At 35.6% G+C, this 19971-nt stretch carries 16 protein-coding genes; all 16 read right to left on the minus strand.

Annotated features, from left to right (window positions below):
* Nucleotides 1-97: 97 nt before the first annotated feature.
* Entirely contained in the window at nucleotides 98-1066 is a 969-nt protein-coding gene (locus Q0895_RS09810) for an ATP-grasp domain-containing protein (protein WP_299188328.1), read from the minus strand.
* Nucleotides 1063-1665, minus strand: a complete 603-nt coding sequence (locus Q0895_RS09815; RefSeq protein WP_299188331.1) for a sugar transferase — start codon at nucleotides 1663-1665, stop codon at nucleotides 1063-1065. Before Q0895_RS09815 ends, Q0895_RS09810 begins: the two co-directional genes overlap by 4 nt.
* 6 nt (nucleotides 1666-1671) lie before the next feature.
* Nucleotides 1672-2799: a glycosyltransferase family 4 protein gene (locus tag Q0895_RS09820; RefSeq protein WP_299188334.1), complete on the minus strand. Its 1128-nt coding sequence runs from the start codon at nucleotides 2797-2799 to the stop codon at nucleotides 1672-1674.
* 21 nt (nucleotides 2800-2820) lie between these two features.
* Complete coding sequence (locus tag Q0895_RS09825; RefSeq protein ID WP_299188336.1) at nucleotides 2821-3984, minus strand: O-antigen ligase family protein; 1164 nt, start codon at nucleotides 3982-3984, stop codon at nucleotides 2821-2823.
* Nucleotides 3985-4007: 23 nt separating this feature from the next.
* Nucleotides 4008-5138, minus strand: coding sequence for a glycosyltransferase (locus Q0895_RS09830; protein WP_299188339.1), 1131 nt, complete (start codon nucleotides 5136-5138; stop codon nucleotides 4008-4010).
* The gene (locus Q0895_RS09835; protein WP_299188342.1) at nucleotides 5131-6123 is read right to left on the minus strand and encodes a hypothetical protein; all 993 of its coding nucleotides are present in this window, start codon (nucleotides 6121-6123) and stop codon (nucleotides 5131-5133) included. The genes Q0895_RS09830 and Q0895_RS09835 overlap by 8 nt, the downstream gene beginning before the upstream one ends.
* A 165-nt stretch (nucleotides 6124-6288) precedes the next feature.
* Nucleotides 6289-7260, minus strand: coding sequence for a hypothetical protein (locus Q0895_RS09840; protein WP_299188345.1), 972 nt, complete (start codon nucleotides 7258-7260; stop codon nucleotides 6289-6291).
* Between the two features lie 139 nt (nucleotides 7261-7399).
* Complete coding sequence (locus Q0895_RS09845) at nucleotides 7400-8440, minus strand: hypothetical protein (RefSeq protein ID WP_299188348.1); 1041 nt, start codon at nucleotides 8438-8440, stop codon at nucleotides 7400-7402.
* Nucleotides 8441-8687: 247 nt separating this feature from the next.
* Entirely contained in the window at nucleotides 8688-9758 is a 1071-nt protein-coding gene (locus Q0895_RS09850; protein WP_299188350.1) for a sugar-transfer associated ATP-grasp domain-containing protein, read from the minus strand.
* Nucleotides 9759-10025: 267 nt separating this feature from the next.
* Nucleotides 10026-11261 (minus strand): oligosaccharide flippase family protein, encoded by a 1236-nt coding sequence (locus tag Q0895_RS09855; RefSeq protein ID WP_299188353.1) that lies wholly within the window; start codon nucleotides 11259-11261, stop codon nucleotides 10026-10028.
* A gap of 30 nt (nucleotides 11262-11291) precedes the next feature.
* Nucleotides 11292-12323: an NAD-dependent epimerase/dehydratase family protein gene (locus tag Q0895_RS09860; RefSeq protein WP_299188355.1), complete on the minus strand. Its 1032-nt coding sequence runs from the start codon at nucleotides 12321-12323 to the stop codon at nucleotides 11292-11294.
* 31 nt (nucleotides 12324-12354) lie between these two features.
* Nucleotides 12355-13632 carry a Vi polysaccharide biosynthesis UDP-N-acetylglucosamine C-6 dehydrogenase TviB gene (gene tviB, locus Q0895_RS09865; RefSeq protein WP_299188357.1) on the minus strand — a complete coding sequence of 426 codons (1278 nt, stop codon included), beginning with the start codon at nucleotides 13630-13632 and terminating at the stop codon, nucleotides 12355-12357.
* A 73-nt stretch (nucleotides 13633-13705) separates the two neighbouring features.
* Nucleotides 13706-15667 (minus strand): nucleoside-diphosphate sugar epimerase/dehydratase, encoded by a 1962-nt coding sequence (locus Q0895_RS09870; protein WP_299188359.1) that lies wholly within the window; start codon nucleotides 15665-15667, stop codon nucleotides 13706-13708.
* A 27-nt stretch (nucleotides 15668-15694) separates the two neighbouring features.
* Nucleotides 15695-17902, minus strand: coding sequence for a polysaccharide biosynthesis tyrosine autokinase (locus Q0895_RS09875; protein ID WP_299188362.1), 2208 nt, complete (start codon nucleotides 17900-17902; stop codon nucleotides 15695-15697).
* Nucleotides 17903-17917: 15 nt separating this feature from the next.
* Complete coding sequence (locus tag Q0895_RS09880; RefSeq protein ID WP_299188365.1) at nucleotides 17918-18349, minus strand: low molecular weight protein-tyrosine-phosphatase; 432 nt, start codon at nucleotides 18347-18349, stop codon at nucleotides 17918-17920.
* Between the two features lie 15 nt (nucleotides 18350-18364).
* The gene (locus tag Q0895_RS09885; protein ID WP_299188368.1) at nucleotides 18365-19489 is read right to left on the minus strand and encodes a polysaccharide biosynthesis/export family protein; all 1125 of its coding nucleotides are present in this window, start codon (nucleotides 19487-19489) and stop codon (nucleotides 18365-18367) included.
* Between the last annotated feature and the right edge of the window lie 482 nt (nucleotides 19490-19971).

Below are 19971 nucleotides of genomic sequence, written 5' to 3' on the forward strand. Positions count from 1 at the left end.
TCTATTCTTCGTATCAAACGAAAAGACAAAAATCTTGTACTTAATCGATTAACATTCTAGCTAAATTCTATTCAACTAAATATTATACAAGCTAAAACTATTTATTATAATTGCTGACTAAAACTTCCGCATCATAACGTAACATGAGTAAATCACTTTCCCAATCATCAAAATCTGTGACTTCTTTATTCAATAGATATTCTTCGATTATCCATTTTGTATAGTTTGCACCTGACAAATAAGTCAAGGGATAACCACCACCAAATCTCGGATTGATTTCAATACCTTTCATAATATCTTTGGTTTTATGTAAAAATACTTGAATAGTTAAGCACCCTCTAGCGCCTTCTAATTTAGTAAGCTTCTTTGTAAACTCATCTACGATAATATTTTTCTTAGTAACGCCTTTATTTACTTCGCCTGCTCTAACGAAAATACGCTTACGTGGCACCACACATTTCAAAGTAGAGTTTTTATCATAATAACAATCTATGGTGAATTCATCGTATTCTGTATCTGAGATATACTCCATATACATTAGCTTTTCATTATCTATATGCTCGACTTTTATATCACTTGGCTCAAAAGCTGTAAATATACCTTCACTTCGACTGCCATCATATGGTTTTACGAATACAGGAAAATCAAGGTTATCTTGATCAAACTGTGTGGGCGTATCTATTCCATACTTCTCAAATAGCTCATTAGTTTTTCTTTTATCACGACATTTCTTTATAAAAGAAGCATCACTCACTACTATATGAATACCATTTTCTTCAAACTCTGAAATATTTTTACTAAGAATATTTAACTCAGTATCTATAGTTGGAATAACTAACTTTATGTCATTGTCTAAGCAATTTTTCAATAATTGGTTAATGTATTCTTTTTCAGTTACTTTCGGTACAGGAAAAAAACCATCTGAAACGTGGCAAGCTGGTGCTAACATTGGATTAAAATCAGCAGTAAAAACCTTTGCTGTCTCATCGATGTCAGCTAACTCCTTTTGAAAGGATCTAACGAGGGAAACTCTCTGTCCAGCAGAAGTTATCAAAATGTTCATCATTGTTCTCCAGTATTACCCTTAAATTTACCCATGATCTTGTCATCATCGGTATTAATTCCATCTTTTATTAGTACCTTCTTCACTGTCTTAAATAAAATCTTTATATCCAACCATAAGGATTGGTTATCGACATACCAAGTATCAAGTTTAAACTTCTCATCCCAGCTTATTGAATTACGACCATTGACTTGGGCAAAACCAGTAACACCAGGGCGAACTAAATGGCGACGGGCTTGCTCCTCACTATAAAGTGGCAAGTATTCCATTAGTAGAGGACGAGGGCCAACAAGGCTCATATCACCTTTTACTACATTCCAGAGTTCAGGTAACTCATCCAAACTACTAGCGCGCAGTTTTTTACCAAATGGTGTCAGTCTCTCATTACTAGGTAAAAGGTTGCCATCGGTGTCCCTAGCATCTTTCATAGAACGGAACTTAACCATCTCAAAAGGCTCACCGTTGATCCCAGGACGTATTTGTCGAAACAATACCGGCGAGCCGAGATTTTTTTTGACTTTGTATGCTATAAGAGCATAAGCTGGAGATAGAATTACTAGAGCTGCACTAGCAGCAGTAATATCAAAAATTCTTTTCATCATGTTTTGTTACTCCAGTTCCATTTCAGAAATCATATGAGCATTTACCTTGTGCACATCATACTTTTCTTCAGCTATTAAACGTGCACGCTGACCCATTCCTTCAATTAAGGCTGGCTGCTCAATAAAGCGTAGCATTGCTTGTACTAAAGCATTTACATCTTTGACAGGAACCAAGAAACCATTGTCACCATCTACAACCGTTTCACGACAGCCTGGTGCATCAGTGGTGATAATTGCACGCCCCATTGCCATCGCTTCTAGTACTGTACGTGGTGTGCCTTCACGATAAGACGGCAACACATAGACTGAGGAAGCTTGTATTGCCGGACGTACATCTTTTAAGCGACCTAAGAAATTAACTGTACCCGCTTTAATCCATTCATCTAATTCAGCTTGGGTAATGCTAGTTGGATTAGCATCAAGACCACCGACTAAATCAAACTGCACTTCAGGGTGTAGCTTTTTAATTTGTTGAGCTGCTTGATTGTACTCTCGCACACCTTTATCGCCTAATAATCGAGCAATCAATAAAAAATGTAACGGTTTTTGCGTATCAAAAGGTACAGTCTCAAACTCCTCAATATCTACACCCGATCCACTTACTACACATGTACGTGTTTTTGGAGACACAATATTCAACCGATGAAATAAGGCCTCGTCATCGTGGTTTTGAAAAAATACCACTTGGCAATGACGCAATGCTGAACGATATAAACCTTGAGCGACAGCACGTATGCGTTTGCGCTTATCATCGTCCTCTCCGGTAAAAGCAAAGCCTAAACCTGTAATTAAGGCAAAACGCTTAGGCACACGAGCAAGCCAAGCGGCAAGCGTTCCGTAAATGACAGGCTTAATAGTGTATCCCATCATATAGTTTGGCTTAATTTTTCTCATCAAAGTATATAGAGAAACTAAAGCTTGTGTATCTGCTATAGGGTTGATGCCTGTTCGTTGCATTGAAATATCATGGGGTATGACGCCCAATTCTGTTAGTTCTGTCATTACAACTTTATTATCTAATAGTTCTGGAGCGGCTACATGAACCTCTACCCCTTTCTCTAAGAGCGCAACTATAAGGGGCTTTCGGAAACCAATTAAAGAACTGGCAAAACTAGCTACAATTAAAAATTTCATAAACGACTCTAATAAAATGTATTAATGCTCGACGGGAATCATTCTTTCAAAATTATTCTGTACTCTATAACCTATATAAACTAAGAGAACTGAATAAATAAACAAGTAGTTAAGTACAAAAAAAGTTGAGCTATTTGTAGATAAAGAAAATATTGCTGCAAGTGACATTATCGTAGCAGCCTTAAATCTAGCATTATGCTTGGACGTCATCCATATTAAAGACAAACAAAATAGAGCAAAAATAAATGCACCAATAACACCGAACTTTAACAAAGTTTCTATCAGTCCATTATGCGTTCCAAGCTCACGTCCACCGCCTCTATCGAATTTAACACCATCGAAACCTAAACCTATGATAGGTTGACTCTCAAATCTCTCGAGCGCTAGGTGCATGAGTATATCGCGTCCATTATAACCAGTGTCTAATAGACGTGAATCAGATGAGCTAGCTAAACCCGAAAAGTTACCTGCTACCCAATCTGCTATTTCAACAGAATAAATAGATATCCCTAGTACAGTCGCTAGCAATATAAACAACGTGAAAAAACTGCTTCTTGGGAATTTAGTAACGAAAATATAAGACAATAAACTTAGTATGAATGCTAATGTTGCACTTCTAGAAGCAGTAATGACAGTGATTAATGCTACTATTATCACCGCTAGAATCTTGTATTTCCTATGATCCAAACCCAATAGAATAAAAGGTAATAACATCATTGCAAGATGACTAGTAATATTTGGGTTCATAAATAACCCAGGTTGACGAAAATCAGACCAACTTGTGAAGCTTACAAGAAAAAAAGGAAGCGATATGAGTAGAGTTTTAGATAAAGTTTTATATTGCTCTTTTTGATAAAAAGATTGACCTTCGGCTAAAGCTATTTGAGATGTAAAAAATAAAAATAAAACCAAAGCTATAGACTGAACTATAATCAATAATGTACCTTGGAATATAATACTTTGTATAACGACAAAAATCACAAGCGATAAAATAAATATTAAACTTTTGTTCATTATTAACATTTGATGCTTATACATTATAAGGAAATAAAATAAAGTAAAATGCACAACTACCAAAGGTGCTCTCAATGAAGCCAGACTTGAAAAACTTACAATAAAAATCACCAGTATTGATGTCAATACAAAGGAGTTTAAACTAATGAAGTTAGGAGCTCTTATATTCATATTATTCGCTACAGTATCGTCTATTAATTTTTATTTTTTGAATATAAACTGTGAAATTTATCTATGATCACTTTCATAGAGTATTGAGTAATAATATTGTCTTTATTTTCATCTGCTTTTTCTATCAAGGCACTTTTTGAATAACTAAGATAATTCTTTATGGCATGACTAATACCATCTACATCGTTACTCGGTGTGATAGACTCTTTGTCCAATAAGACACCTACGTCACCAACATCAGCTGCTACACATGTTGTATCTGCTAATATCGCTTCGCCCACTACATTTGGAAACCCTTCGGTTTTTGAATGCAAGCAAAAGATATCCATCGCTTTTAGACACTTAGGTACATCGTCTCTTTGTCCTAATAGTTTAAAATTATCTGCTAAATCATGTTGTGTTATCCAAGACATCAACTCTGTATTTTCTACGTTGTTGTCCCTTCCTACTAACATAAATTTTAAATCTGGAAAATCTTTTATTAAATTAGCAGCAAGGTCTACAAATAATTTTTGGTTTTTAACTGGATTAAATCTTCCTACCGATCCAATAACAGTATCATCTGCGGATAAACCAATCTCTTTACGAACATTGAGTCCATCTTCCTTTGTAGAAGAGAGGGCTTCTATATCGAAACCATTAGGAATAACCATCATCTTAGATTTATCATAACCAATACCGATATGGTAATTCTTTGATACATGGGCTGCGCAAACTATGGAATTAGGGACGTAATAAGATAGCTTGGCGCATACTTTACTAAGATAGACCGTTTGCTTTGAAGGACCTTGTGAGACGTCCGTCGTACGTATACCCCAAATAATATTTTTTATCCCTACGCTTTTTGCAGCTATACCACCTAAAAAATCAGCATGGTACATCCAAGTTTGTACGACATCAGGTTTGAGTTCTTTAAGTAACTTCTTCAATTTAAAAAAGGTTTTGGGTACTGAAGGAGTAGACGTCATACCCAAACTATATACCTTTATCCCCTGATTTTCTAAATCTGGACCAATAACACCGCTATCCGTTAAAGAAATAACAATATGTTGAAATTTTCCCGTTTTTTGGCTGTGAAGTACCAGACGCTTAAGCATCAGCTCAGCACCTCCTACATTCAATCCAATAATAACGTGTACTATTTTCTTAGGCATTTTTACGTTCCACATAGTTCAATAAACCATAAGATAAGGTTTCTTCATGCAATGATTTTTTTTCTAAAAACTCCCAACCATCAGCTGTTTTACAATAATAACCATTGGACAGTCTAATAACAGAGGATCCAAAGTTGGTACCCTGAAACTCAATCAAATAGGGTTTGCCATTTTTAAAAGCTAAATCCATTGAAATAAAAGGATTGTCTAATTTGTCAAAAACTTCTTTTGCATAATCCAATAGCTCACAAGGTACTTTGTTATGATGGAATTTTTTGCTACCACTTGCTCTAAAATCACCTTTTCTCACATCCCTGCGCATAGCATATAAACGTTGTTCAATAACTAAGACACGATAGTCACAGTTTAATTTTTCTAAAAAAGGTTGCGCGACAAACCTTTTAAAGGGTTTATAAAAATAAGAATATAATGCATAGCTTTCAGATGACAATTGTTTTGAACGTATTACTTTTTTTACTGTGCGTTTAATTGGCAGCTGGCTATAATTCTTCTTAATTTTAGCAAAATCACTTTCACTCTTAATCAATTGCACCCCAGAGCTACCCGAGCCATCTATAGTCTTTAAAACAAAAGGAATAGGCTTTTTTACTTGATCCAAATCGAATACATATTGACCCGGTAAATCATTATTACCAAGGTGCTGTTTCATCACTTCCTGAAACCCTTTATTCTCATGAGCTAACAGTATTTCATAACTGGGTATTATTAAACATTGATCTTTTACATAGTAAAGAATGTCTTTTAAATATGACCTTACTTCATTGTTGTATAAAGATGTGTATATTAAAACGTCATTTGAATCAAAATGAATTTTGGGTATATCAGTAACACTTATAAACTCAATATTATAAACATTTGTAGGGAATGAGCTTGCTAAACGCTCTAGATTTAAAGTATCCCAGCTGTTTTTTGCACTTCCAAAATAACCATTTGGTAGTGAAGCTAGATAAATATTCTTTTTCATACTTGCATCCTTTAAGAAGTAGTTATAATTGTTGATTTAAAATTTTTCGAAAAATCAACAAAATTTAAATAAACTTGTGTCTATTCTTCTATCTACGTTCTCATTCAAGTAGGAACAATTAAGTCTAGAAGCCATATCTACCAAAGTTTATCGGTAGATAGTAAATCAATTATTACTCAAGAATGTATTCAATGCGTAAGCAAAGTTTTCTTCAAGATCTTTATTGTTTTTTTCTTCATTCCATTTTTTATTAAAGTAAACATATCTACTAGAGGAATTAAATAAAGTGAATGGACCAAAGTTAGTTCCTTGAAACTCTATTAAATGACATCCGTCTTCTGATTGCACGATATCTAAAGAAGCATAAGGGTTGTCCAATTTATCAAATATACTTTTTGCAAAGTCTAAAACCTCTTCAGGAGGCTTAACAGATTTGCATAAACCACTACCACTCGCTCTAAAATCCTTCTCTCTCACATCTCTTTTCAAACAATAATATCTGTCACCAAATATTAATATTTTAAAAACATTTAATAAATTAGGTATAAACTCTTGTTCAATGAATAAGTTAAAGCCCTTATGTCTATAGTTGTAAATTGAAAATTCGCTACCCTTTAACTTAAATCTTCTTTGTAACTTTATAATTTTTCGTTTTTTAGAAACCTCGAAATACTTACTTTTTATAGTAGAAATATCTTTTTTACCTTTTGCTAAAAAGACCCCACTACTTTCTGCCCCTGATATAGTCTTTAAGACTTTTGGTACAGATAACGTAGAATCATCTATATCAAAAAAATAGTTCCCTTGTAAATTGCCAAAATCCAGTTCAGTTCTAAGCAACTCTTGAAAACCTTTATTTTCGTGAGCCAATAACATATTGTAGCTTGGTAATATTTTGCATTTTTTATTTACAAAATACATAACATCTCTCAAATACAACCTAATATTTTCCTCATCACTGGACGTATATATAACAATGTCATCTGGATTAAAATTCATACGCGTCAAGTCATTTATCGTTGTAATTTCAGTATCATAATTTAAAAGCTTTGATAGCTTACTGACATTTAAACTTTGCCAACTACAACCTGTGCTACCAAAAAAACCATTAGGTAGCGTAGCTATATACACTTTCATGTTAAATCCTTAAAATATTAATCAACACTTTTAAATTTTTATCAATAATTATTAATTTTATTATCATCTAACCTATAAATGACTTTAATTAAACTCTAGTAATATGAGACTGTCTTTACAAGCAGCTATAGTGTAATAGCTACATAACTTTAGAACACTCAGCTCTAGTTACCATGTTAAACGGTACTGGTGTAGAGGTAGAGACTGCTTCATTATTTCGAATATACAGGTTTAAAGCATGTGCATAATTTGCTTCAAGATCTTTGTCATTTTCTTCTTTAATCCATTTTCCATCTACCTGTAGATATCTACTAGGTGCTTTTAACAACGTGCCAGGAGAGAAATTGGTGCCTTGAAACTCTATTAAATGACAACCATCAGTAGATTGAGCAATATCTAATGAAGCATATGGGTTGTTCATTTGAGTAAATATATTTTTAGCATAGTCTAAAACTTCATCAGAAGGTTTAACATGCTCAAAAAGGTTACTCCCACTGGCTCTAAAATCACCTTCTCTAATATTTCTTTTTAAACTATAGTATCTATCGCCAAATACCAATATTTTAAAATCATAAGTTAAGTTAGGTATGAAATTTTGTTCAACGAACCTATTAAAACCTTTATGTCTATAGTTATATATCGAGAACTTATTATTTTCTGATTTAACTCTTCTTTGTAACTGCATTCTTCTGCTTTTTTTACAGGTAACGAAATGCTGTTGCTTTATATCTCGTAAATCATTCTTTTCTTTTACTAAAAAGACTCCGCTACTACCGGCTCCATCAACTGTTTTTAATACTTTTGGAATTGAGAGAATAGAATCATCAATATCATAAAAGTAATTGCCAGGTAGGTTCCCAAAGCCCAGTTCAGTTCTCATTAATTCTTGAAAACCCTTATTCTCATGACACATTAGGATATCGAAATTAGGTAAGATTTGGCACTTCTTACTAATAAAGTGCATAATATCTTGCAAATAGAACCTTATATGTTTTTCATCACTAGACGTATAAACAACTGTATCTGTTTTCTTAAAATCGATATTCATTAAATCGTTAATGGTGACTATTTCGGTCTCATAATTTAATAAGTCTGCCAATCTATATACATCAAGGCTTTTCCAACTTTGTCCTGTACTACCAAAAAAACCATTAGGTAATGTTGCTATGTAAACTTTCATCTTGTAAACCTATTGTAATTTATATTTCCACTGTGTAAATATTAAGAATAACATTTTATTCACAAATGTTCATTGGTTTTAATTAAATAAATATTTATTTATGTAAACATTTGTTTTTAAAAAAAACCGTCTTAATCATCCTACTCAATAGCACTACTTACAAAAAGTTTTATAGAAAATATTTATATATTTATTAAATATATTTTTAAAATATTAATTCTAAACTTTGGATTTTAATTGAATAGTACTACTTACTCTGTAAATTTCTTATAACTTCATCTGTATATTCACCTAGAAATGGTTCTCCTGCATACTGTGCAAATAATATAGTTTGTCCACCTAGATTTATTTCTATACAACGCCATATGTTATTAGCGTCTAAAGCCATATCAAGGCTAATTAAGCGAGCATCTATAATATTTTTCGCAACTTTGATACTTGTATCAATCATGTCGTTATATAAAGGGAACTTCTTGTTGTCAAAGATAAAACCTGAATCAGGATGTTTGAAAAATTTTTTAGCATATCTATCGTTTGCATAAACATTTAGCATTCCGTCTGGTTTAATATTACAAACAATTCCGCCATCCGATAAGTTGTCTAAGCTTCCATTGACTCCCATACGAATACTGGCATTAACTACATGTAGTACATTTTTATTATCTCTGTATATACAAACCCTAACAGAATTAACACTTTCTTCATTAAACGCATCAATAAGTTGAGACTGATGTAGTTTTTCTTGTACTACCAAATTAGGATATAGCTGTATTATTTGTTTCATTTGTTCTTTATTGTTAACAAAGTGTATGTTTTTACCACCATAGGTATCTTTATTAGGCTTAATAACTATTGGAAAATCTTTCGACGTTATTTCATTTTCGATAAATTTATTTATATCTTCAATGACTTCGAAATCATAAGAATAATAACTATTGTTTAACTTATGAAAAAAATCTTTCGGAAAAATACCTCTACCGAACCACTTATTATAAATACTCTTATTTCCTAAAAAAGCAACCCTTTTATCATTATTCAAACTAGGCTCAATATATAGTGGTAAGAATTCTTCAGGAACTATTCTTTTATCAAAAATTCCAGATACTGACTTAGTAATTTCGACTGTTTTAAGATTAACAATTGGTGATACTGCCTTCCAATAATCAAGATATTCTTTTTCCTCATTCTTTGTTAGCTTCTTTTTTACAAAATAAGGAGAGTCATATATAATTTTATTACGTTTAAAAAACGCGCAGTATACTGAAGAAAATTTCCAAGTCTTCATAGCTGCTTTCTTTATTAGCTTTTTACTTTTCATATTCTATCCAGTATTCTTATTTTCTCAATCTAAATTCGAAACTAATCTATTTTTAAAATAATTAGTATTTTCAACAACTTAATTTTTATGCATTTCTTAAAACATGTAGTACATAATACATAAATATATTAACCGCATTCTTATATTAATAACGTATTTATTATAAAACCTACATATTAATATAAAATAATTTCTTTTATATTTTTATAGAAAAAATACTTTTGTAATTTTTTTATATTATTTTAAATAGTTAAAAATTATTATTTTTTAAGTTACACTTTGCAATTTCTTATCTATTTTCCTATAAAAATAGTAAGCGCCAATTGCTAGTATAAGCTGAGAAATAAATATATTTGCAGCCCCACCTATTAATCCAAAATTATGAATAAGAGGAAAAGATAAGACAAACCCTACTATTGATGTCGTTATTGTAATTTTCATTACTATCTTGTCATATCCTCTTGAAATAAGATAATTTGTAGAATGTATATTATAAACAACGATAGAAAACATCCCTAACATTAAAATATAGTAAACCTTTGAATCATTAGTATATTCTATACCGATAATATCAAAAATAAATTGATGTACTAATAACAAGAAAGTTATTATAAAAATTATTAAAATTAAATAATACTTTCTATACATTTCAAATTTTTCTTTGTGCCTGATCAAATATGGGAAAGCCACACCTGAGACTACGGAGTTGAAAACACCTAATATAGTTACTACTTGTCTTGTAGCGCCAAAATATCCTGCAAACGACTTACCCAATATTAAACCTACTAAGAAGTTTGTAGTATTATTATAAAGATTCGGAAGAAATTGGTTTATAAATAAAGGAAAACCATTTTTTAAATTCTTCCTTACCCTATTAAGATTTATTGGTACCACTTTCAAATTAAAGTTTTTTATTAGTATATAGTGTGAAATACAAGTTACGATAATGTAGCTAACACCCAGTAAAAATGGATACATCCAATAATCTTCTGGTTTTTTAATAAATGTGAATACGCCTATGGTAAATGACATCTTAACTATTAGGTTTAAAACAGCTATATAACCCATTTTTTCTATACCGCGAAAAAACCATTCTGGAAATAGCGTATGGCCCATGAGTGTTAGACACATTAATAAATACACTACTAAGTCTTCTTTGAACTGTGGTACGATAAAAATAACTGGTATTAATATACTTAAAGAAAATACCAACAAATAGAATTTGGTTATCATGGTTTTACTGTATATATAGCTTAAACTTTTCTGACTATTTCTACTTCTTGCAATTTCTCTAGTAGCTGATAAGTTAAAACCATAATCTGTTACAGCCTGAAAATAAGCAATTAAAGCTATGCCTAATACGATCGCACCATACTGTCCTATTCCCAATACTTTAATCAAATAAGGTAGCGTAACGAAAGGTAAAATTGAATTAATAAGTTTCAATAAAGACAGAGAAAAAAAGTTTTTAAACAGCTGGCTAGTATCTTTATTACCTAGCATGGTGCGAACTTTACTAATCATAAAACTCAACTATTTACTTGCTAACGACTTAACATACCAAGGCATGGCTTTATCGATACCTTGACTGATGTCAAACTGAGGCTGATATCCCAATAAGTTTTTCGCTTTAGTCACATCCGCTTGAGAGTGTCTTACATCACCTTCTCTAAAGTCCCGATATACAGGCTCTTTATCGTATTTCACGTTATTTTCTGCTAATGCTGACTTAATGGAGTTAAATAACTCATTTAACGTCGTTCTATCACCTACTGCTACGTTGTAGACTTGATCCTTGGCTTCAGGATTGGTAGATGTTGCTGCTAATATGTTCGCTTGTACGGTGTTGTCGATATAACAAAAATCACGGCTGGTTTCGCCGTCACCATTGATATAGACATCATCATTAGCAATCATCGCTGCTGTCCACTTTGGAATAACCGCAGCATAAGCGCCGTCTGGATCTTGACGTCTGCCAAATACATTGAAATAGCGCAAACCGACAGACTTAAAACCGTAACTGCGGGCAAACACTTCTGCGTACAACTCGTTGACGTATTTGGTCACAGCGTATGGAGACAGTGGCTTACCAATAGCGTCCTCTACTTTAGGTAATGCAGGATGATCGCCATAGGTTGAGCTACTTGCAGCATAAGTAAAGCTTGAAACCTCTGCATCACGCGCTGCAACTAACATATTTAAAAATCCTGAAATGTTAGTCTCATTAGTGGCAATAGGGTCTGCCAAAGAGCGAGGAACAGAGCCTAGCGCAGCTTGATGCAATACGTAATCTGCACCTTCACAAGCCTTATGGCAGTCATCTACTTTTCTTATGTCGCCTTCAATAAAGCGAAAACGTTGCCATTGCTCTGCAGTCACTAATGACTGTACTTCATCTAGGTTTTTTCGATGGCCTGTCGCAAAGTTATCCAAGCCTACGACGGTTTGATCCAGCTTTAATAAGGTCTCAAGTAAGTTTGAGCCAATAAAACCTGCCACGCCGGTAATCAACCAGTGCTTTGGATTGTTTGCTAGTTCTTGTGTTGTTTGTTCATATTGCGTCATGGTACTTCCTTATTATTAGTACAACTTGTATTTACAGGCGAATATCAGCTTCATCTTTTGCAAATACGTATTTTAAGTCATAAAGCACATGTTTTTCTTTACCTAACTCTCTGATACTGCTGACGCCCATATCGGTAAACTGTGAGTGAGCAACTGCTAGAATAATACCGTCATAGTTTCCTGCTTGAGGCTCACTGATTGGTGTGATGCCATATTCACGCTGAGCTTCTTCTTTATCTACCCAAGGATCATAAATATCGACTTCAATGTTATATTCTTTTAACTCATGGACAATATCGATAACTTTGGTATTACGTACGTCAGGACAGTTCTCTTTAAAACTTAGTCCAAGTATGAGTACCTTTGCTCCTTCTACTTGAATACGTTTTTTGATCATATTTTTGATAAGCTGAGTTGTAACATACTCTCCCATCCCATCGTTAAGACGACGACCAGCCAAAATGATCTCAGGGTTATAACCGATAGCTTGTGCCTTATGCGTTAGATAGTAAGGGTCGACACCGATACAATGCCCGCCAACTAAACCTGGACGGAACGGTAAAAAGTTCCATTTAGTACCTGCTGCGGTAAGTACCGCTTCGGTATCGATGTCCATCTTGTTAAAAATGACGGCCAACTCATTAATCAGCGCAATGTTTACATCTCTTTGAGTGTTTTCAATAACTTTAGCCGCCTCTGCAACCTTGATGCTCGCAGCTTTATGTGTGCCAGCGATGATAATTAGGTTGTATACATCATCTACAAAATCTGCTATTTCAGGTGTAGAGCCTGCAGTGACTTTTAAAATATTGACAACTCTGTGCTCTTTGTCACCGGGATTGATACGTTCAGGACTGTAACCTGCATAAAAATCTTGGTTAAATACCAAGCCGGACACGTCTTCAAGAACAGGGATACAGACTTCTTCTGTTGCCCCTGGATAAACGGTAGACTCATAGACAACGATGTCATCTTTTTTGATAATGCCACCTAACGCTGTTGAAGCTTTAATTAAAGGTGTCAAATCAGGCTGTTTAAAATCATCAATAGGCGTTGGTACGGTAACGATAAAAAAGTTACAGTCTTTGAGCGCTTGAATATCTGAGGTATAGCTTAGATGGGTCGCTTGAGCCAATTCTTCGTCACTCACCTCTAGGGTATGGTCTGTACCTGATTGCAAATCTGCAATACGACCGGCATTGATATCAAAGCCTATGACAGGGACTTTTTTGCCAAACTCAACTGCTAGAGGTAGACCCACATAACCTAGGCCAATAACTGCTATCTTTATATCTTTGATGTCTCTCATAACATTCCTTACTATATAAGTTTATAAAATATTTTTGATCATTTAACGTAACGCTTGATGTGCGTGAAAAGGTTTACGAAGGTGCTGAACCTTCATGATATCCTTCTACAAAATATTTGAACTCTTCTTTTAGCCATTTAACATCATGTGGCTGTGATCTACGATTCAGTTGAGACAGCATGTTTTCGATGTCCATTAGCGGGAAGCTTTGCTCCATCGCTTGGCGAATTAAGGGATGCTGCGTAGGCTCTACGTTATCGTCACCGATGATAAGCTCTTCGTAGAGTTTTTCTCCTGGTCTGAGTCCGCTGACGACAATCTCCATATCACCATCTGGATTGTTCTTGTCTTTAAGCTTGCAACCTGTCAGATAGATCATACGTTTAGCAAGATCTACGATTTTGACAGGCTCTCCCATATCCAATACGAATACTTCACCACCTGTCGCCATCGCACCTGCTTGAATAACCAAACTTGCCGCTTCTGGAATAGTCATGAAGTAACGGGTTACATCTGGGTGAGTCACGGTAATCGGACCGCCCTGTTCGATTTGTTTGGTAAACAATGGAATGACCGACCCTGAAGAACCAAGTACATTTCCAAAACGCACCATGCTAAAGCAGGTTTTACTATTAACTTGACTCAAGCCTTGACATACAAGCTCAGCCAAACGTTTAGATGCGCCCATGACATTGGTAGGTCTTACCGCTTTATCAGTAGAGATAAGTACAAAGGTCTCAACTTTGGCCTGCAGTGCGGCATAAGCACAGTGGTAAGTCCCTTTAGCATTATTGATGACACCTTCAAAAGGATTATGCTCAACAATAGGTACATGCTTGTATGCCGCAGCATGATATACCGTATGAATCTTATACTTCTTAAAGACTCTAATAAGCTTATCTTCATTGGTCACATTACCAATCATGGCAATGATTTGAATATCACTATAATCAGGGTTGAGCGTTTGCTGGTTTTTAAGCTCTTGATGAATACTATATAAAGCGTATTCAGACAACTCATAAAGAATTAGGCACTGAGGTTTGTTTTTGATTATTTGCCGGCATAGCTCACTACCAATAGATCCACCAGCACCAGTAACCAGTATGTTTTTGCCTGATATATTTTTGCTCAATAAAACAGCGTCAGGCTCAACGGTTTGTCTATCTAGTACATCCAAAATATCGACAGGACGCATCGTGCTTACGGTCACTTGTCCAGCAGCAATCTCATGTAAGCTTGGCAGCTGTTTAATCTTGACCGATACTTCTGCAAACTCTTCAATAATCTGTCGGCGACGTGCGCGACTAATAGAAGGCATGGCCAAAAATACTTGTGAGACCTCTAGCTTATCTACCAACTCTACGGTTTCAGCAGCGTCATGAATCTTCTTACCCAATAAGTAACCACCAGCCAGCTGTTGATTGTCATCGACAAAAGCGACCGTACGGTATTTATTTGAGCGCTCTAACGCATCGAACAACTCTCTACCTGCTGCACCTGCTCCATAAATGATAACGTTCTCTTGAGTTTCTTTATCGCTAAGACGGTTAGGCTGACCACCATTACTACGCTCTAGTAACTCTCGTATACTTAAGCGACTGCCCCACAACCAAACAAAAAATAAGAATAGGTATAAGATAGGAACTGAACGCGGTATATCAGTTAAGATATCGAAGAAATTCATCACTTCATACGCAATGATCAGTACTATAAATAACTGTAATACATTGCGCATGACTCTATCAGAGAAGATACGGGCAACACCCCTGTAAAAGCCTATGAAATAAAGGCCAACAACAGGTGGTAGGGCATATAAAAACAGTGCTAAAGGACTCAGATGGTTAGCAATGTCGCCATACCGTAAGGCCAAGGCAAAGAATAAACAGACCATTGACATCACAATATCTGTGGTCAGAAAGACCCCACGCTTTGCAACACGTGGCATCTCTAACAATCGCTGGGCAGTACTATATAACCGATTACCAGTGTTGTTATTTGCAGAATACGTTTTATTAAGCTCTGGCTTCATAGACATAATACTCAACTGGTTGTGTTATCGATATTATTGGGCGTTACCGTAAGTGTAAGTATAGTGATAGCTATTCTTACTCAAGATACCTTGCTGCAGATCATTGATGATAATGCCATCTACCTCGATATTTGCTTTATTCATCTGCTTGACAGCGTAATTCAACTGACCTTCTAGCGAATCGTTGTGACGAGTTACCATTACTACTTGATCAGCATATTTAGAAAGTATGACGGCATCTGTGGCTGCGAGCACAGGTGGTGTGTCAATAATGATGTAATCATAATGAGCCGCCAGTTCGTTCATCAAACCACCAAACTTTTCACTGGCTAGCATTGAAGATGGGTTACGAGCATTGTGACCACGTGAAATAAAGTCAAGATTGTCTATATTGGTAGGATGAGTGATGCTCACCGCTGTACTTTGCTCTTCTGTAAAGAAGTCTGTAAGACCTGTGTCTTGTTCCATATTGAACACGTTATGAAGACTACCAAGGCGCATGTCTGCATCTATGACCAAAACCTTTTTGTTCAATTGGGCAAAGACTTCTGCTAAATTTGCGACAATGAAGGATTTACCAACGTTTGGACTCTCGCCTGTGACAACAATGATACGGCTGCGCTGATTGGTCTTGGCAACGCTTGGCATACCAAACATTAAATAGGTTCTTAAACTTTTTATGGCTTCATAAGTCGCACTATTATGATCAGAGTAAGACAATAATCTGTTAGTCACGCGCTTGTTTTTGCCTAGACGGTTTAGTGCTTTTGAGCGCGGCACTGTTGCTATCACTGGAACACCCGTATTAGACTCGACCATTTCAGGATCTCGAACCACGTTACGCATTGCACTTCTAAGTAGTACTATCAGGGCACCTAATATCGCGCCTAATACAGTAGCTAACAAAATCACTAACTTATCTTTTGGTGCGATAGCGTTATAAGTACTAACAGGCAAGTCAACAATGCGTGCATAACCGATCTGACCTGCTTTGACGATTTTTAGTTGCTCATAGTTTGTGAGCATAGTGAGATAAATCTCTCTATTGATATCGACATCTTCTGATAACTTCAAAAACTCTCTTTGAATCTCAGGCAAGCCTGCAACCGTATTGTTGATCTCTTGCTTTCTGTTGTTTAATACTCTCAATTGATCGTTGATCTGAACAACCAATGGATGCTCATCAGTGTAATAAGTAGATAGTTCTGCTTGTTGAAGCTTTAGATCACTCAATTGACCATCGATTCGAGATTCCTCAGCTAACAATAGCTGGGCTTCTTGAGCAACATCGATAGTGCCATATCTTTTACGAAACTCATTAAACGCTGATTCAGACTCTTCAAGCTTTTGCTTTAAAACTGGAATCTGTGTTTCCATAAAGTCGAGCGTTTTGGTGGTTTCTTCAGAGCTACGAGCCTTATTTTGATTGACATAAGACATTACGATTTCATTTAGAATCAAGGTCGTTTGTTGCTGATTTGGCCCGGTCAAAGACAACTGAATAAGGCCGGTCATATTGCCTGTTTCTTCAACTGTCAAATTACCGTTTATGGCATCTGTTGTGATTTTTAACGATTGCTTAGTGATACCAATAGGCTGACCCTTGGCAGGCAGTTCTTCTACCGTAATTTCAATTGGACCTTTTGTGCCTTTAAATTGATGAGGCTGATTAAGCTGACCTTTAAAAGTATCAGCGCCACTACTTAATACAAAACCAGTATCGGATCTGCTTAGAGTGAAACCTTGATCTAGGTATTCTTCTGCTACATCAAACTGACTGACTTTTACTTCGCCATTTTCAGTCTGTAATGACACTCCCTCTTCAGAATGCACAGGTGTGTTGATTCGATCTTCTACTATTCTATCTATCGCGTTAATCTCAGGATTTTTTAAGCGAATCTGTAAGTGCAGAGAATCGACGACTGGTTTTAATACCATTCGTGATTTTATTAATTGAGCTTCTTCTTGAGATTGACTAATCCCAGAGCCAACTAAGTTAGAGATGTTTTCACCCAGTGCTGAGACACCTTGCGGATTGGCATCAATTTGTACCAAGGCATCTGATTGGAACGTTGGATTGACGTAGCGGGTATATAATATTCCTGCTATTAACCCCAACAGAGTGAAAAAAAGCAAGGTTTTCCAGCCACGTAACAACGACCCAAGTAGGCTTGAGAGATCGATTTCTTTATTATCTCGATCACTGTCAGCTGTTGATAATTTCTGTGAGTCTGTATTCATATTTATATCCGCTACTTAAATGATTTTTTCATTCCATTGCTCGAGACTATCAATAATATTGCTCTTAGCAATCTCAAACACCGATGTAGGTAACCCATAAGGGTCTTCAATATCTTTACCGATCCAATGACCAATTCGAAACGTTTTGCCTCGGCAATGTGGCCACTTGTCTTCAATCCACTTGGTTTGACTGGTTGACATTGTCAAAATCAAATCAGCCTGTCGTACTAAGTCTTCGCTAATCTGTTTGGCAATGTGTGATTCAATATCTGTATCGTCAGTGGCCATTACTTCAATTGCTTTGGCGTCAGCAGGATAACCTACCAATGCTGACACGCCAGCGGAGTCGATATGCTTTTGTGGATAGCGCTTGGCTAGCATTGCAGCTGCCATCGGACTACGGCATATATTGCCTACACAAACGATTAAAATATTATCAAATGCCATAATCGACGCTTTTATCTATAAACCTGAAATTAGGTTTGCTGCAGAAGTCGATGGTAATAAGGCGCTAATCACACGGTTCCAGCGAGTAAGACCGGTTGGATCGACATAGACGATGTCATTTGGCTGCATCTCAAAACGATTGGCCAAGGCAAAGCTTGTAATAGTCTGCATATCGACATAATAAATGTTGGTATATTGCGCTTCTTTATTGTCACGAACGATGTAGATCTTGGCAGCATCAGCAGTACTAGCATTGAGTCCTCTTGACTCTCCTATGACACTAGATAAGGTTAGTCCTTGCTCAAGGATTGGAATAGGCTCGATTTGTCCAAACTCACCCAAAACAAGCACCCTATTACGGCTTTGGCTGTTGACGTGGATAGAATCACCATCTTGTAAGTATATTTGGTTGGCTGATGAACCCATTTCACGTAATGACTGTAGACCTAGTTCGTAGCTCTTCCCATTGCGATTTAATATGATATTGTTTGAGTCGCCAGTTTCAGTTGCACCGCCCGCCATAGAAATCGCTCCATAAAGCGTGACAGGAGCGTCGTCAATATTAAACTCACCAGGTTGTCTGACTGCACCATCAATAAAGAACTTATTACCACGATAATTAACGACTTTTACTTGTGGATCTGCATACTTAAGATACTTCTGTAATCTTGTGCGTAAGTTGTTCGTAAATTGCGGCACGCTCAAACCACTTGCTTTAATACGGCCTATCATAGGAAACTGAATAAATCCTTGCTGATCGACAGGAAAACCTGAAGCATAAGGGTTGGAGCTTCCGGCTGAGGATGCAGATGCAATATCTGGATAACCAACAAGATCAATACTTAAAATATCGCCATCAGCGATACGGTAATTGACTGGATTAGAGGATTGAATCAGACGTGTCACATCATCATTACGCACAGCCACTTGCTTAGGTGGTAGCGTGGCCAAATTTAATGGCTGAACATTAAATCGAATACCGTTCTCTGCTACAAAAGTACCATTAGGGGGTAAATCTCCAGACTGCAAACCTGCGTTGATAGTGGTCGCACAACCAGTGAGAAACACAACAGCTGATAAACATAATGCGTTCAACAACTTTGAGGAGTTTTGCGTAGGGGTAAAATGCTTATTGACCATAATGTCTACTCAACCTTATATCCTTCAAAACGAGTATATTGATTACATATATTCGCAAAAACGGATTAAAAAAATACATATATTCGAAATAGCGGATTAATTACCGATGAATATACACTTAAATCAAATACAACGCAATATTCTATAAACTTTTGTAATGGAAGAATGCTTACATGATGGGCAATTCACAACATTAAAGGTTTCTTTTCTTACAACTTATATAGTAACAACCGACATAACTTAAGAGAAATAGAATTATTAACCAATAGCATGAACGGTGTTAATATCTCTTTTAACGGTTTAAACCATAAAAGATTATCTGTAAAACGTAATCAATAAAATATGAACGCAGTATTTAAGGTATGAATGATTGTCAATAAAAAGCATTTATTAACAACCTGAACCATACAAAAATGTTTAAAAAATTGTAAATTAAGGAATTTATGCGCTAAATATTTTAAAATAGCGTAGAATACACGTTA

This window comes from uncultured Psychrobacter sp. (assembly GCF_947495825.1).
Taxonomy (GTDB): Bacteria; Pseudomonadota; Gammaproteobacteria; order Pseudomonadales; family Moraxellaceae; genus Psychrobacter.

Excerpts from the sequence above, each read along its gene's own strand:
- Q0895_RS09810 (WP_299188328.1), bottom strand. The coding sequence starts at position 1,066 with ATGATGAACATTTTGATAACTTCTGCTGGACAGAGAGTTTCCCTCGTT.
- Q0895_RS09815 (WP_299188331.1), bottom strand. The coding sequence starts at position 1,665 with ATGATGAAAAGAATTTTTGATATTACTGCTGCTAGTGCAGCTCTAGTA.
- Q0895_RS09820 (WP_299188334.1), bottom strand. The coding sequence starts at position 2,799 with ATGAAATTTTTAATTGTAGCTAGTTTTGCCAGTTCTTTAATTGGTTTC.
- Q0895_RS09825 (WP_299188336.1), bottom strand. The coding sequence starts at position 3,984 with ATGAATATAAGAGCTCCTAACTTCATTAGTTTAAACTCCTTTGTATTG.
- Q0895_RS09830 (WP_299188339.1), bottom strand. The coding sequence starts at position 5,138 with ATGCCTAAGAAAATAGTACACGTTATTATTGGATTGAATGTAGGAGGT.
- Q0895_RS09835 (WP_299188342.1), bottom strand. The coding sequence starts at position 6,123 with ATGAAAAAGAATATTTATCTAGCTTCACTACCAAATGGTTATTTTGGA.
- Q0895_RS09840 (WP_299188345.1), bottom strand. The coding sequence starts at position 7,260 with ATGAAAGTGTATATAGCTACGCTACCTAATGGTTTTTTTGGTAGCACA.
- Q0895_RS09845 (WP_299188348.1), bottom strand. The coding sequence starts at position 8,440 with ATGAAAGTTTACATAGCAACATTACCTAATGGTTTTTTTGGTAGTACA.
- Q0895_RS09850 (WP_299188350.1), bottom strand. The coding sequence starts at position 9,758 with ATGAAAAGTAAAAAGCTAATAAAGAAAGCAGCTATGAAGACTTGGAAA.
- Q0895_RS09855 (WP_299188353.1), bottom strand. The coding sequence starts at position 11,261 with ATGCTAGGTAATAAAGATACTAGCCAGCTGTTTAAAAACTTTTTTTCT.
- Q0895_RS09860 (WP_299188355.1), bottom strand. The coding sequence starts at position 12,323 with ATGACGCAATATGAACAAACAACACAAGAACTAGCAAACAATCCAAAG.
- tviB (WP_299188357.1), bottom strand. The coding sequence starts at position 13,632 with ATGAGAGACATCAAAGATATAAAGATAGCAGTTATTGGCCTAGGTTAT.
- Q0895_RS09870 (WP_299188359.1), bottom strand. The coding sequence starts at position 15,667 with ATGTCTATGAAGCCAGAGCTTAATAAAACGTATTCTGCAAATAACAAC.
- Q0895_RS09875 (WP_299188362.1), bottom strand. The coding sequence starts at position 17,902 with ATGAATACAGACTCACAGAAATTATCAACAGCTGACAGTGATCGAGAT.
- Q0895_RS09880 (WP_299188365.1), bottom strand. The coding sequence starts at position 18,349 with ATGGCATTTGATAATATTTTAATCGTTTGTGTAGGCAATATATGCCGT.
- Q0895_RS09885 (WP_299188368.1), bottom strand. The coding sequence starts at position 19,489 with ATGGTCAATAAGCATTTTACCCCTACGCAAAACTCCTCAAAGTTGTTG.